This window comes from Duganella aquatilis (assembly GCF_009674565.1).
In the GTDB taxonomy this organism is placed as follows: Bacteria; Pseudomonadota; Gammaproteobacteria; order Burkholderiales; family Burkholderiaceae_D; genus Rugamonas; species Rugamonas aquatilis.
Window position 1 is genome coordinate 245,317 of record NZ_WKJL01000003.1, and the last position, 14,272, is coordinate 259,588.

Below are 14,272 nucleotides of genomic sequence, written 5' to 3' on the forward strand. Positions count from 1 at the left end.
CGTCCGCCGCACCGCCGCGCCCTGCCCGGCGCGCCGTGCCCCGCAACATCCGCTCTACAGGATTATCTATGCAACGCCGTCAATTCATTTCGTCGTTGGCCATGCTGCCGCTTGCCGCCGGCAGCGCCCACGCCGCTTCCGGCTTCACCGCCCTCGACATCACCGGCAGCGCCATCGGCCCGGACTACCAGCTGTTCTATGGCGACGGCAAGCCGGCCTCGCTGCGCGACTTCAAGGGCAAGGTGGTGATGCTGTTCTTCGGCTTCACCCAATGCCCGGACGTCTGCCCGACCGCGCTGGCGCGCTCGGTGGAAATCAAGCGCCTGCTCGGTCCGGATGGCGACAAGCTGCAGGTCGTCTTCGTCACCGTCGATCCGGAACGCGACACCGCGCCGCTGCTGGCCGACTACATGCGCGCCTTCGATCCGACCTTCGTCGCCGTACGCGGCAACCTGGAGCAGACCGCCAAGGCCGCCAAGGACTTCAAGATTTTTTACCGCAAGGTGCCGAGCGGCAGTTCCTACACCATGGACCACACCGCCCTCACCTACGTGTTCGACGCCAGCGGCAAGATCCGCCTGGCGATGAAGCACGCCGAAACCGCCCAGCAATGCGCCGACGACCTGCGCCTGCTGATGCATCCCAAGAAAGAAACTGGCTTCCTGAAAGGACTTTTCCAATGAAAAAACTACTCTCCCTGCTGTTGATGGCCGCCCTGCCGGCGCTGGCCCAGGTGACGGTTGGCGAACCATGGGTGCGCGCCACTGTGGCCGCGCAAAAAGCCACCGGCGCCTTCATGACGCTGACCTCAACCCAGGCCACCAAGCTGGTGGGCGTCAGCTCGCCGGTGGCCGGCACGGTCGAAGTGCACGAAATGAAAATGGTGGACGACATGATGAAAATGCGCCAGCTGCCATCGCTGGACCTGCCGGCCGGCCAGGCGGTCAAGCTGGCGCCGGGCGGCTACCACCTGATGCTGCTGAACCTGAAGCAGCCGCTGAAGGAAGGCGACAAAGTGCCGCTGACGCTGGAAATCGAAGACGCGCAGAAAGTACGCAGCAAAGTCGTCGTCGAAGCGCCGGTCAAGCCGCTCAACGCAGCACACTGAAATCCGGGGTCAGTTCTGCCAATCGCACACGAGCTCATGTACCAATGGCAGAACTGACCCCGGTTTTGGCGCCCCAGGCCAGGCCGGCAATCAGAAGGTAAGGCCACGACCGCAGCGAGATTTTCCAGTCCGTGGTCGAGGGCCAGCATGCGAGGAATTGTGGCGCCACGGCGAATGCCAGCGCCACGTCCAGCCACTGGAAATGCAGGCCGCTGCGGGTGCGCCACCAGGCCACCATGAACGGCAGCACCACCACCGCGAACGGCGCCAGTGCCGACGGCGCCGCGTTGTACCAGCGCACCCGCGTCAGGCGCACCGATCCCAATTCCCAGCCCTGCCCGATGCGCCGCGGTATCACCGTGAAGGCGGCCGGCCGCGCGCCCGTCACCAGGCCGGCAACGAAATGCGCCAGCTCATGGCAGATGGTGCCTGCCAGCGTGAACAAAAAAAAGAAAGGGTGCCGCGCCGACAAGGCGCGGATCAGCAGCGCCAGCAACAGGGACGGCGCCAGATAAATCAGGATGTCGCGATGGTCGCAGAACCACGAGGGCGCCAGCACGCTGCATTCAAACAGGCTGCTCATGCGGCATCCTCGCACGGCGCCGGGACGGCGTCAATTCTGCCCCCAATGAGGGAGATATCGCCTGCCGGTTCAAGGGATTCCGCCTGGCCGCGGTGTGCCTACAATCTGCAATCCTCCCCTCATTGCGAGAACACATCATGCAAGACTTACTGACTCCCCAAAACGCCGCCCTGGTGCTGCTCGACCAGCAGGCCGGCCTGCAATTCGCCGTGCAATCGATGGAGCGCCAGACGCTGCTGAATAATTCGGTCGCGCTGCTGGAATCGGCGCTGGCGTTTGCGCTGCCGATGGTCGTCAGCACCTCGGCCAGCAAGGTGTATAGCGGCCCGCTGCTGCCGGATCTGCACGCGCTGATTCCCGACCATCCGGTGCTGGAGCGGCGCAATATGAATGCCTGGGAAGACCCGGCGGTGAAGGCGGCGATCGAAGCGACCGGCCGCAAGAAACTGATTTTCTCCGGCATGCTGACGGAAGCGTGCATCAGCTTCGCGGTGCTCAGCGCACTGGAAGAAGGCTATGAATGCTATGTGGCGGGAGATGCCTGCGGCGGCCTGACGCTAGTGGGCCATGACCTGGCCTTGCAACGCATGGCGGGCAAGGGAGCGCAGCTAACCAGTTGGGTGCAGGTGCTATTGGAGTTGCAACGCGACTGGACCCGTCATGACACCTATGACGCGGCGCGCGCGGTGATTGAGAAAAACGGCGGGGGCTATGGGGTAGGACTGCGCTACGCCAAGCAGATGCTTCCGCCGCTCTCTTAATAAGCCCCCCAAACGAAAGGGTCTGACCCCATGCGGGGTCAGACCCTGGCCGCAGCGAAGTGCGGGTTTTACGGGTGCCGCGTACTTTTAACCCTTATACCGCATCCAGCGCAGCATTGAAGGTCGCGCTTGGACGCATCACCGCATCGGTCTTGACCGGATCCGGCTGGTAGTAGCCGCCGATGTCCATGGCCTTGCCCTGCACGCTGTTCAGCTCTTCCACGATCTTGGTCTCGTTTTCCGACAGCGTTTTAGCCAGCGGCGCGAACTTGGCGGCCAGCTCTGCATCTTCGGTCTGCGAAGCCAGCGCCTGCGCCCAGTACAGCGACAGGTAGAAGTGGCTGCCACGGTTGTCCAGCTCGCCGGTACGGCTCGATGGCGATTTGCTGTTGTCCAGCAGCTTGCCGGTCGCTTCGTCCAGGGTCTTGGCCAGCAGCTTGGCTTTGTTGTTGCCGAACTTGATGCCCAGCTCTTCCAGCGACACCGCCAGCGCCAGGAACTCGCCCAGCGAATCCCAACGCAGGTGGTTCTCTTCCACCAGCTGCTTGACGTGCTTGGGAGCCGAACCGCCGGCACCGGTTTCGTACATGCCGCCGCCCGCCATCAGCGGAACGATCGACAGCATCTTGGCCGAGGTGCCCAGTTCCAGGATCGGGAACAGGTCGGTCAGGTAGTCGCGCAGGATGTTGCCGGTCACCGAGATGGTGTCCAGGCCGCGCGAGACGCGCTCCAGGGTGTAACGCATGGCGCGCACTTGCGACATGATCTGGATGTCCAGGCCCTTGGTGTCGTGCTCTTTCAGGTAAACCTGTACTTTCTTGATGACTTCGTTTTCGTGCGGACGGTACGGGTCCAGCCAGAACACGGCAGGCATGCCGGAGTTGCGGGCACGGGTCACGGCCAGTTTCACCCAGTCGCGGATCGGTGCGTCCTTGACCTGGCACATGCGCCAGATGTCGCCGGCTTCCACGGTCTGGGTCAGCAGCACTTCGCCGGTGGCCAGGTCGGTGATGTTGGCGATGCCGCCTTCGGCGACTTCAAAGGTCTTGTCGTGCGAGCCGTATTCCTCGGCTTGCTGCGCCATCAGGCCGACGTTCGGCACGGTGCCCATGGTGGTCGGGTCGAAGTTGCCGTGCCATTTGCAGAAGTTGATCATCTCCTGGTAGATACGGGCGAAGGTCGACTCCGGCATCACGGCCTTGACGTCGGCGGTGCGGCCATCGGCGCCCCACATTTTGCCGCCGATACGGATCATCGCAGGCATCGAGGCGTCGACGATCACGTCGTTCGGCGAGTGGAAGTTGGTGATGCCCTTGGCCGAATCGACCATGGCCAGCTTCGGACGGTGTTCCAGGCAGGCGTGCAGGTCTTTCAGGATCTCGTCCTTCTGCGACGCTGGCAGCTTTTCGATTTTCTCGTACAGGTTGGCCATGCCGTTGTTGACGTTCACGCCCAGCTCGTCGAACAGCTTGGCGTGTTTTTCAAACGCGTCCTTGTAGAAGATGCGTACGCAGTGACCGAACACGATCGGGTGCGACACCTTCATCATGGTGGCCTTGACGTGCAGCGAGAACATCACGCCGGTTTTGTAGGCGTCGTCGATTTCTTTCTCGTAGAAGTCCAGCAGCGCTTTCTTGCTCATGAACATGCTGTCGATGATCTCGCCGGCTTGCAGCGAGACCTTCGGTTTCAGCACGATGGTTTTGCCGGAGGCGGTGATCAGTTCCATCTTGACGTCACGGGCCTTGTCCAGGGTCATGGACTTTTCGCCGTGGTAGAAGTCGCCATTGTGCATGTGCGACACGTGGGTGCGCGATGCCTGGCTCCACTCGCCCATCGAGTGCGGGTGCTTGCGGGCGTATTCTTTCACCGCTTTAGGCGCGCGGCGATCGGAGTTGCCTTCGCGAAGTACAGGGTTCACGGCCGAGCCGGTGCACTTGCCGTAGCGGGCTTTCAGGGCTTTTTCTTCGTCGGTCTTCGCATCGTCCGGATAGTCCGGCAGCTTGTAGCCCTTGCCTTGCAGTTCGCGGATGGCCGCTTGCAGCTGGGCCACCGAGGCGCTAATGTTAGGCAGCTTGATGATGTTGGCTTCCGGATTCTGGGTCAGTGCGCCCAGCTCGGCCAGCGTATTCGGTACTTTTTGCTCGTCGGTCAGGAACTCAGGGAACTCAGCCAACACGCGCGCCGCGACGGAGATGTCGCTTGGCACGACGTCGATGCTCGCCGGCGCAGTGAACTTCTTAATAATAGGCAGCAGGGAATAGGTTGCCAGCAGTGGCGCTTCGTCAGTCAGCGTGTAGATGATTTTTGAATTTTGTGTTGCCATTTTCATTCCCTCGTAATCAATCGGTGCTTGGAGTTACTTCCGCCCGTTATTTTAAACCCTCGTCAGCCTATTTGTGCAAACCTTGCCACAGTATTCATCAGTGCTCTTGTCATCATACAACCAAGGGGCGCACCGCCGTGGTGCATGTGTATAGAAATCAACAAGTTAAACGTTTACTAGCAAGGCAGTAGCAGATATGCAGTTGTATGATGTCCGATATCTGAGCTATGATCGTCGCACCAAAAGTAAGGAGACCGCATGACCACGCAACAACCCCAGGCCACCCGCGTACGGTGGATGATCCTCGCCATTCTGTTTGCCATCACCACGATTAACTATGCCGACCGCGCCACCATCGCGATCGCCGGCCCCGAGCTCAAAAAGCTGCTGGGCCTCTCCCCTGTACAGATGGGCTTCGTGTTTTCCGCGTTTGCCTGGTCCTACGTGCTGGCGCAATTGCCGGGCGGCTGGCTGCTGGACCGCTTCGGTTCCAAGATCACCTATTTCTTCAGCATCTTCCTGTGGTCGGTCTTCACCATGCTGATGGGCACGGTCGGTTTCCTGTCCGGCGCGGCGGCGGTCACCACGCTGTTCATCCTGCGCCTGCTGATCGGCGCGGCGGAAGCGCCATCCTTCCCGGGCAACTCGCGCATCGCCTCGGCCTGGTTCCCGACCAACGAGCGCGGCACCGCGGCCGCCATCTTCAATTCGGCCCAGTATTTCGCCACCGTGCTGTTCGCACCGATCATGGGCTGGCTGGTGCATACCTTCGGCTGGGAAAGCGTGTTCTTCGTCATGGGCGGCCTGGGCGTCATCATGGCCTTCGTCTGGCTGAAAACCATCTACGGCCCGAAAGACCACCCGAAAGCCAATGCCGCCGAGATCGCCTATATTGAAGCGGGCGGCGCGCTGGTGGACCTGGAAAGCAAGGACAAGGTCGCCGCCACCACCAAGCTCGACACCTGGGCCTGCATCCGCCAGCTGCTGGGCAACCGCATGCTGCTGGGCGTCTACATCGGCCAGTATTGCATCAACACCCTGACCTATTTCTTCCTGACCTGGTTCCCGGTGTACCTGGTGACCGAGCGCCACATGACCATCCTGAAGGCCGGCTTCGTGGCCGCGCTGCCGGCGGTGGCCGGTTTCCTCGGCGGCGTGCTGGGCGGCGTGATCTCCGACCGCCTGATCAAGTCGGGCAAAACCCTGTCGGTGGCGCGCAAGACGCCTATCGTCTGCGGCATGCTGCTGTCGATGTCCATGATCATCTGCAACTACGTTGAAGCGGACTGGGTGGTCATCATGGTGATGTCGCTGGCCTTCTTCGGCAAGGGCATCGGCGCGCTGGGCTGGGCGGTAGTGGCGGATACCTCGCCGAAAGAAGCGGGCGGCATGAGCGGCGCGCTGTTCAACACCTTCGGCAACACCGCCGGCATCACCACCCCGATCGTTATCGGCTACATCCTGGAAGCCACCGGTTCGTTCGCCGGCGCGCTGGTGTTCGTCGGCGCCAATGCGCTGGTGACGGTGCTGTGCTACCTGTTCATGGTCGGCGAGATCAAGCGTTTTGAATTCAAGACGCCCGTGATGCGCGCCATCTGATTGCCCTTGCCACTTCGGCGATGTTCCCACGGGGACATCGCCGATGCCGTGTTAGCCGCCGAATACGGCGCGCACGCTGATTTCATGTGAAAAGCCATGCTGCTGGAGAATATCCACCAGCTCCGCCGGCGCGCCGCCAAGGCGCAGGTTTTCCGCGATCCAGCCTTGCCACTCCGGCGTCATCTCCACCGATTCTTCTTCCAGCGCGATGCCGGCGATGATTTTCGCCAGCAAGGCGTTGATGCGCTTGGTGTCGATCAGGTGCTGCACCACCGGATGGCCGGAATACGGAAACGGATACAGCGTGCAGCTGCCCAGCGCCGCCAGCCGGTGCGCGTGCATGGCGTCGAGGTTGACGGCTTCGGTGCTGTCGGGCTGGTCCGGCCGGGTGCCGAACAGGATATGCATGTCCGGCAGCGCGCCGGCCCTGCTGCGGCCCAGCGCCTGCAGATCGTCGTAGCCGGACGGCGGCGGATTGGTCGCCAGGTCGCGCATCACCGACAGCCAGCGCCGCTCGTGGTACAGCAGGGCCTGCGCCGGATCGAGGAAAGACAGCGGCCCGAAGGCGACCACCTGCTGCACGCCGAGCAGCATGCCGTACATCAGCGCCGCATACGCCCCCATCGACTGGCCGATGGTGACCACCCTGCTGGGCCGGATCTCGCGGATCAGCGCGCGCAGGCCGTCGGCCGTTTCGTCGGGATGCGCGCCGAGGCCGTCGATCTTGCGGTGATACCAGCTGTTGCCGGAATCGCGCACCAGGATCTTGTTGATGTGCCGTCCGCTATTCTGCTCCAGCTTTTTCAGCCGGCCGTAGAAATCGAAATCCGGCCGCTTGTCCCAGGCCACGAAGCCGAACGCGATCACCAGCAGCTCGCCGGGCGCCACGCGGTCGACCAGCACATCCTCGGTGCTGGTCCTGACGTGGCGGTTGTCGAGTGCGGGGAGATCGTTAAGCATGGAGGGAAGCGTACCCTACCATGCTGTCAGCGTCCAGTATCGGCGCCGGTCGGTCGAACAAATAGCCCTGGAAGGCGGTGCAGCCGATCGCCTCCAGCGCGCTCCACTGCTCCCGCGTTTCCACGCCTTCCGCCACCACCGCCAGGTCCAGGCTGTAGGCCAGGTTGACGATGGCGCGCACGATGCTGGCGGCGTGGCGCGAATGCAGCATGTCCTGCACGAAGGAACGGTCGATCTTCAGCTGGTCGATCGGCAGCAGCTTCAGGTAACGCAGCGAGGAGTAGCCGGTGCCAAAATCGTCCAGCGCGAAGCCGACGCCGTGCCCCCGCAGCGCGGCCATTTTGCCGATGACATCGTCCATATCGGTCAGCAGCATGCTCTCGGTCAGTTCCAGCTTCAGCAGGCGCGGGTCGGCGCCGGTGCGCTGCAACACCATCAGCACCTGGTCGATGAAGCCGGGCTGCCGGAACTGCCGGGCGCTGACATTCACCGCCATCGTCAGGTGCGCGGTTTGCGCCGAAGCGGCCCAGTGCACCAGCTGCAAGCAGGCCGCTTCCAGCACCCATTCGCCCAGTTCCAGGATCAGCTCGGACTTCTCGGCCTGCGGAATGAACTCGGTCGGACCGATTTCTCCGCGCTGCGGATGCGCCCAGCGCAACAGCGCCTCCACCCCGGTCACCCGCGCCGCGCGGTCGACCACCGGCTGGTAGCTCAGGTAGAGCTGCTGGCGGATCAGGGCCAGCCGCAAATCGGCTTCCAGCGCCGCCGACGCGTCCAGCGCCTGCTGCATGCGCGGATCGAAGAAGCGCCAGGTGGCGCGGCCGTCGGCCTTGGCTTCGTACATGGCCATGTCGGCATGCCGCAACAGGTCGCCGATGGCGTGCGGGCCGGCGCCGAACAGCACCACGCCGATGCTGGGCGTGGTCCGCACGTCATGGCCGTCCAGCACGTAGGCGCTGCTGAGCGCCTCCAGCACCTTGGACGCCACCGACGCCGCGCCCGCCGTGGCGGCGCCCTCGTCCTCGCCCAGGTCTTCCAGCAGGATGACAAATTCGTCGCCGCCCAGGCGCGCCACGGTATCGCTCGACCGCGTGACCTGCTGCAGCCGTTGCGCCACCATTTGCAGCAGGTAGTCGCCCATGTCGTGCCCCATGGTGTCGTTCAGCGCCTTGAAGTTGTCGAGGTCGATGAACAGCACCGCGCCGTGGTTGGCCGTGCGCGCCGACTTGGCGATGGCGTGGTTCAGGCGGTCCATCAGCAGGCGGCGGTTCGGCAGCTGGGTCAGACCGTCGTAGAACGCCAGATGCGCGATCCTGGCTTCCGCTTCCTTGCGGTTGCTGATGTCCATGCGCGTGCCGAGCATGCGCAGCGGCGCGCCGTCGGCGCCGCGTTCGACGATCTTGCCGCGGCTTTGCAGCCAGACCCAGTGGCCGCCACGATGACGGATGCGATACTCGATATCGTAGCGCTGGCTGTTGCCAGCCAGGTGTTCCGCCAGGGCGATGTCCAGTCCCGGCAAATCCTCGGGATGGATCTGCTGGCGCCAGTCGTTCAGCGCCTCCTTGTCGTCGCTGGTATAGCCCAGCATTTCGGCGCCGCGCACGTCCACGCTGCGGAAGTCGGCGCCCATGTCCCATTCCCACAGGCCGAGGCTGGCGCCGTCCAGCGCCGCCTCGACTTTTTGCGCGGACGCGCTTTGCGCATCGGCCCAGGCGCGCGCCGCATCCTCGTGGACGCGGCGACGGCGCTGCAACACGGCCATGCTGACGCCGGCGGTCGCGGCAAACAGCAGCCAGGCCAGGCCGCAGGTCCACGCCTGCCGGTGCCAGCCGGCGTCGATCACCGCCTGGCTGCGGCCCAGGCTCACCACCAGCGCGCGGTCCAGCCGCAGCCCCGCCAGCCGCATCGAGCGCTGCACCACCAGCCGCCGCTCGCCGGCGCCGGTGGTGCCGGCCAGCACGCTCTCGGCCAGCCGGCTGCCGAGATGACGGCGCACGAAGGTGTCGGCAATGGCGGCCTCGCGCCGCATCGCCACCGGATCGGCCGGCACGTACAGCATGCGGCGGCCGCTGTTTTCGGTGATGGCGCTGTTCATGTCGGGCGCGTACAGCGCCGAGCGCATGACGGCGTCCAGGTAGGCCGGATTCAGAACCGCGCTCACGGCGCCGCCGCCGGGCGCCGCCATGGTCAGCTTGAGATTGAACACGCCGGGCGCGACTTCATACGGCAGCGACATGTACAGCATATCCGGATCGCTGACGGCCGGCTCCGCCGTCGTCAACACTTCCAGCGCGCGCACGCCGGGCACGGCGCGCTCCAGCGATTGCAGCAGGATGCGCCGGCAATCGTTGCCGCAGGCGCTATCGGCCGCCAGCGTACGGCGCGCGCTGTTGAGCGCGCTGCGCACGCCTTCCAGCTGGTGCGTCAGGTTTTCATCGATGATCAGGGCCTGCAGGCGCATGCGTTCGACGTTGGAAGCGATCAGCAGCTGGCGCTCGTTCCAGACGAAGTAGCCCATCATCACCCCGGTCAGCACCAGCAGCGCGCCGAACATCGTCCATTCGGCCTTGGCCGTGCGAAACACCTGGTGCTTGCGGTCTTGACGTTCAAACATGGTCGCTCCTCTGTGCTTGTATGTTCATGATGCGGTTGCCCGCTTCGATGCCGCGCTGCACCAGCCCTTGCCCGGCCGGCAGCTGCGACTGTTCCCAACGCGCCAGCGCCGCGTCGATGCCTTCATCGCGCAACAGCTCGGCCAGCACGCGCGCGTTGGCGGCGGCCTTGGCGGCGCCGCCGGCCGTGTGCGGCCGTGCGATGAAGGCGGCGTCGCCCAGCAGGATCGCGCGGCCGAACACCATGCGCGGCACTGCCAGATCGATGATGGTCTGGATGAAGGGCTTGTCCGTGGCCGCGATCAGTTGCTGGAACACCGGCGCCAGCAGCATTTGCGCATCCTCGCGCAGCGCCGCGGCATCGCGCGGCTTGACGGCGCCCGGCGCCACCGAGAAACGCCGCAGCGTGCCGCCGGCGTCCGTCATCAAGCGGCACAGCTGCGCGCCGGCGGCAACCTTGCGATACCAGACCCAGTTCCAGCGCCGCTTGCCCGGCTGCATGGATTCGTCGCGGCCGGGCACCATGTATTCCAGCAGCATGTGGCCATCGCCGTGCTGGAAGGCGAACACGCCCTGCAGCAGATCGCGCACCGACGCCGCCACCTGCGCCTCCGGCACCAGGCCGCGCCACGCCACGTAGCCGGCATACGTCGGCGCCAGCCCCGGCAGCAGCTGCGCGCGCACGGCGGACGACGGCCCATCGGCGCCAATCAGCAGGTCGCCGCTGGCCTGGCGTCCGCTGGCGAAATGCGCCGTGACGCGGCCATCCTGCTGCGCGAAGCGCACCAGCTGTTCATTGCCGTGCACCAGCCCGGCGGGAAGCCCGCGCTTCAGGATGCCGTACAGCAGATTCCACGACGACTGCGCCTGCGGCGAGTGGCTGCGCTGCACCACCTCGCCGGCCTTATTCAAAAATATGCGGTCGCCGGACGGCACGCCGATGGCGCCGCCGGCATTCAGGCCGGCAAATTCGATGGCCGCCAGCACATCCGGCTGCAACACCAGGCCGCCGCCGCGTCCGCTCAACTCGCTTGCCGAGCGCTCGAACACCTCCACCTCCCAGCCGATGGCGCGCAAGGCGGTGGCGGCGAACAGGCCGCTCAGCGAGCCGCCGATAATGAGCGCGCGTGGCGACTCCCGGTTGCCCATGGCTGCTCTCCCGTCAGAATTTATGGCGCATGCCGAGCGCGCAGGTATGCGCCCGGTTGGCCGTGCTGAGGCGGTCCGTCTGCAGCACCGCGTACAGCTCGGTGCGCGGCGACGCGGTGTAGTTGTAGCCCACGGCGCCGGTGTTGCGCCGCGTGTCGGCCAGACCGTCGCCGGTGTTGCGCGTCTGCGCCCAGGACGCCATGAGGTTGCCGCTGCCGGCCGGCACGGACACGCCGAGCTGGCCGGTGCGGGCGGCGACCTGCGGCACGGCGCCCAGCGCGACGTTGTACGAGGCGTAGGCGCTCCAGCCGTCGAAACGGTAGCTGCCGCCGGCGAAATAGCTGGCCTGCTGCGACTGGCCGGGCGTCGCCACCGCCTGCCCCACCCGCACATTCTGGGCCGACAGGAAGGCCGTCAGCGCGCCGTCCGCATAACTGAGCATGGCGCCCAGGTTGCCGGTCCCCGTGCCATACCGCGTTTCGCCAAGCGCGCCATACACTGCCGCCTTGAAGTTGCCGAGCGCCGGGCTGGTGTAGACAATCGCGTTGTCCCAGCTGGTGTCGCCGTACACCGTGCGCCCGGTCGCCGGCCCCCACAGCTGCGCCAGCAGGGGCGCCAGCCGGATCGAGCCGCCAAAGGGATTCGATTGCGCCGTCGCCAGGAACGCCGGATCGAGTACGCGTCCCAGCTTGACTTCGCCGTAGCGCGTCCGCAGGCCGACATAGGCATTGCGGGCGAACATGGCGTCGTTGGGCGCGCGGCCCGCCGTGCCGCTGTCGACCTGGATATACGATTCCAGCGCATAGATCACCTTCACGCCCTGCCCCACATCCTCGGCGCCGGCGATGCCCCAGAACGACGTCTGCATGCCGCCGCTGTTGACCGACAGCGTGGACGGCCCGGCGCCGCTGATCTGCGACGGACCGGCCCACACATCCAGCACGCCGTAGAAGCTGGTGGAGGACTGCGCATGGGCGTTGGCGGCAAGCAGTGCGGCCGGCATCGCCGTCAACATGCCCGCTTGCTTGAAACGTCGTTTCATGACGAACCTTTCTTTAATTGATCGAATGATTACTTGCTTGGCAAAAAAAAAGCGTCACCGCGCCGCCAGCTGGCGGGCGAAGCGCAGCGCCTCGCCCTGGATGCGCTCCACGCTGGCCACGGAACGCTGCGCGACCTCGATGTTTCGCTGTGCGATTTGCCGCATGCCGTGCATGGCCTGCACCAGCGTGCCCAGTTCCCGCTGGTCGCTGAATGGCAGGCGTGCAAGCCGTTCGACCTCCACCGTCACCACCAGGATGCGCGCCGCCAGGTCGTCCAGGTTGGTCACATGCGCAACCGGCACCCCGATGCCGCGTCGCCAGGCCGGTTCGCGGCCGTCCACCAGCGTGCCGATATCCAGCGCAGCCCGGGTTGCCCGGCGGGCGATGCGCCGGACTGCGTCCAGCGACGCCTGTTTGTCGTGGCGCGACTGCAACTGCATGGTTTGATGATTCGATTCCACGGTCCGCTGCGAGATCTCCGCAATGCGCCGGAGCAGCAGGTTGCTTTCGGTGAGCAGTTCGGCGCCGCGCACGGAAAGTTCGATGGCGCGCGACAGGCGGCGCTGGCGAGGTGCGCAGGCGGTCATGGCGCCACGCCCAGCGGCAGGCGCGGCAGCACCTCGGTGCCCAGTTCGTCCAGCACATCCAGCACCGGCCGGCCATTGCGCACCAGGTGCACGAGAAGATGCCCGACGCCGGATTCGGCCAGCCGCTCAAGCTCGGCGGACAGCGCGATGCGGCCGCCGCGAAAGCCCTGCCCGGACTGCTGCGCCGGCGCGCCGGCGCGTTCATCGAGTTCCAGGTACAGCTGGCGCACCACCGGCTGCAGATCCGCCCGGCCGTCGATATGCAGCACCGGCACCCGCTCCGCGCCCTGTTCCGCCAGCATGGCTTCCAGGTGCAGGCGCGCCGGTTCGGAGTCGTCCGCCAGGGCGGCGCCCAGCACGCAACGGCCGCCGCTCATGCGCTGCAGCGAGCGGACCGCGCCCAGCCATGGCGGCATGCCGTGACGCGGCAGGTCCAGCCGGGCGGCCAGCGCGACGCCCGGCGCCGCGGCGCCGATAGCCGCCAGCCATACAAAGGGATCGTCAAGGATTGCATCACCGGCATCCGGCGACGACTGGCTGGCCCACAAGGCGGCAAAGCCGTAGCGGTCGGCGCGCCTGGCCACCGCCAGTTCGATCGCCACGTCGGCAGGCTGGCCCGGCTTGCGCGCCGCCGGCGTCATCAGTCCCATCGTCATGCAGCCGCTCTGGAACAGCTTGGGGTAGACAGGGTTGGTCATGGCGCACATCCTTGGGGTTAGGGATGTGGCAAGTCTAGGGGAAGGTCAGGCCAGGGAGAATCCCACCGCGGCCGAAATCACCTTTGCGCGGATCGCAAAGCCAGCCCTCCCGGAAGGGAGGCGGCTACTTGCGGATATTCTTCAGCACCGAGGGCGCGCTGGTCAGGAAGGCCTGGAGTTTCTGGTCGATCAGGCGCTCGATATCCTGCGGGACCGGCAATCCGTACACCGATTTGCGCATGCCGACATAGAAAATCGCCGCATGCAGTCCCCATACGAACTCGATTTCGTCCTCGTATTGCTGCTCGGTGGGTTCGGCGACCTTGAATTCACGGCGCAATTCGGCCAGCACCACATTGAAGATGCGTTCGCGCAGACGGGTCAGGTAGCGGCTGTTGATGCCCTCGCGCGACAGGCCGGCGTGGATGAAGATGCGGATCCAGTCGCGCTGCAGGATCACCTTGCTGTACTGCTGGTAGAACTGGTGCAGCCGGTCCGCCAGCGGGCGCTTGCGATCGGCCAGGATTTCTTCCCACTCGGGATTCCAGCGCGACAGATAGACTTCCTCGAACACGCGGTCGGCCAGCGCCTGCTTGTTCGGGAAATAACGGTAGAGCAAAGGCTGGGAGACGCCGATTTCCTTGGCCAGGTCGCGGGTGCTGGCGCCAAAGCCATACTCGGCAAAATAGCGGATGGCTTTCTGGACGATCAGTTGCTCGCGTTCTTCCGGAGCCAGACGCGGCGTCGGCGCCGTGGGCGCCATCGAGGGAGTGCGGGGAGAAGCTTTTTTTGTCGCGGGCGATCCCATGTCTGGCTCTCAGTAAAAGAGCGCCAAGTATAGCCAGC

Annotated in this window: 13 protein-coding genes; 4 read left to right on the forward strand and 9 right to left on the reverse strand. The window is 65.1% G+C overall.

The genetic code is table 11. The features are described from left to right. The first annotated feature begins 68 nt into the window (after nucleotides 1-68). Both GJ698_RS07225 and GJ698_RS07230 read left to right on the forward strand, forming a co-directional pair. The gene (locus GJ698_RS07225) at nucleotides 69-683 is read left to right on the forward strand and encodes an SCO family protein (RefSeq protein ID WP_154356931.1); all 615 of its coding nucleotides are present in this window, start codon (nucleotides 69-71) and stop codon (nucleotides 681-683) included. Continuing rightward, nucleotides 680-1,108 carry a copper chaperone PCu(A)C gene (locus tag GJ698_RS07230; RefSeq protein WP_154356932.1) on the forward strand — a complete coding sequence of 143 codons (429 nt, stop codon included), beginning with the start codon at nucleotides 680-682 and terminating at the stop codon, nucleotides 1,106-1,108. Before GJ698_RS07225 ends, GJ698_RS07230 begins: the two co-directional genes overlap by 4 nt. Before the next feature lie 34 nt (nucleotides 1,109-1,142). Here GJ698_RS07230 and GJ698_RS07235 read toward each other — a convergent pair whose 3' ends face one another. Then, entirely contained in the window at nucleotides 1,143-1,691 is a 549-nt protein-coding gene (locus tag GJ698_RS07235) for a hypothetical protein (RefSeq protein ID WP_154356933.1), read from the reverse strand. A 137-nt stretch (nucleotides 1,692-1,828) separates the two neighbouring features. Between GJ698_RS07235 and GJ698_RS07240 the strand changes: the two genes are divergently transcribed. Then, nucleotides 1,829-2,452, forward strand: a complete 624-nt coding sequence (locus GJ698_RS07240) for a hydrolase (protein ID WP_154356934.1) — start codon at nucleotides 1,829-1,831, stop codon at nucleotides 2,450-2,452. A gap of 94 nt (nucleotides 2,453-2,546) precedes the next feature. On the opposite strand, the gene GJ698_RS07245 is transcribed toward GJ698_RS07240, so the two are convergent. Then, nucleotides 2,547-4,778: an NADP-dependent isocitrate dehydrogenase gene (locus GJ698_RS07245; RefSeq protein ID WP_154356935.1), complete on the reverse strand. Its 2,232-nt coding sequence runs from the start codon at nucleotides 4,776-4,778 to the stop codon at nucleotides 2,547-2,549. Nucleotides 4,779-5,036: 258 nt separating this feature from the next. Here GJ698_RS07245 and GJ698_RS07250 point away from each other — a divergent pair, with 258 nt between their 5' ends. Beyond that, a complete protein-coding gene (locus GJ698_RS07250; protein ID WP_154356936.1) occupies nucleotides 5,037-6,377 on the forward strand; it encodes an MFS transporter in 1,341 nt (446 codons plus the stop codon). Nucleotides 6,378-6,428: 51 nt separating this feature from the next. Here the strand turns inward: GJ698_RS07250 and GJ698_RS07255 are convergent, their stop codons facing one another. The 7 genes from GJ698_RS07255 to GJ698_RS07285 all read right to left on the reverse strand — a co-directional run bounded on the left by GJ698_RS07255 (nucleotide 6,429) and on the right by GJ698_RS07285 (nucleotide 14,189). Continuing rightward, on the reverse strand, nucleotides 6,429-7,337 hold the full coding sequence (locus GJ698_RS07255; RefSeq protein ID WP_154356937.1) for a hypothetical protein: 909 nt from the start codon (nucleotides 7,335-7,337) through the stop codon (nucleotides 6,429-6,431). Next, a complete protein-coding gene (locus GJ698_RS07260; RefSeq protein ID WP_229259869.1) occupies nucleotides 7,330-9,951 on the reverse strand; it encodes a putative bifunctional diguanylate cyclase/phosphodiesterase in 2,622 nt (873 codons plus the stop codon). Before GJ698_RS07260 ends, GJ698_RS07255 begins: the two co-directional genes overlap by 8 nt. Then, nucleotides 9,944-11,098: an FAD binding domain-containing protein gene (locus tag GJ698_RS07265; RefSeq protein WP_154356938.1), complete on the reverse strand. Its 1,155-nt coding sequence runs from the start codon at nucleotides 11,096-11,098 to the stop codon at nucleotides 9,944-9,946. The genes GJ698_RS07260 and GJ698_RS07265 overlap by 8 nt, the downstream gene beginning before the upstream one ends. 13 nt (nucleotides 11,099-11,111) lie before the next feature. Continuing rightward, entirely contained in the window at nucleotides 11,112-12,140 is a 1,029-nt protein-coding gene (locus GJ698_RS07270) for a porin (protein WP_154356939.1), read from the reverse strand. 54 nt (nucleotides 12,141-12,194) lie between these two features. Continuing rightward, nucleotides 12,195-12,602 carry a hypothetical protein gene (locus tag GJ698_RS07275; protein WP_166454821.1) on the reverse strand — a complete coding sequence of 136 codons (408 nt, stop codon included), beginning with the start codon at nucleotides 12,600-12,602 and terminating at the stop codon, nucleotides 12,195-12,197. A 122-nt stretch (nucleotides 12,603-12,724) separates the two neighbouring features. After that, a complete protein-coding gene (locus GJ698_RS07280) occupies nucleotides 12,725-13,426 on the reverse strand; it encodes an LLM class flavin-dependent oxidoreductase (protein WP_166454822.1) in 702 nt (233 codons plus the stop codon). Nucleotides 13,427-13,550: 124 nt separating this feature from the next. Then, nucleotides 13,551-14,189, reverse strand: coding sequence for a TetR/AcrR family transcriptional regulator (locus GJ698_RS07285; protein WP_229259870.1), 639 nt, complete (start codon nucleotides 14,187-14,189; stop codon nucleotides 13,551-13,553). Nucleotides 14,190-14,272 lie beyond the last annotated feature (83 nt).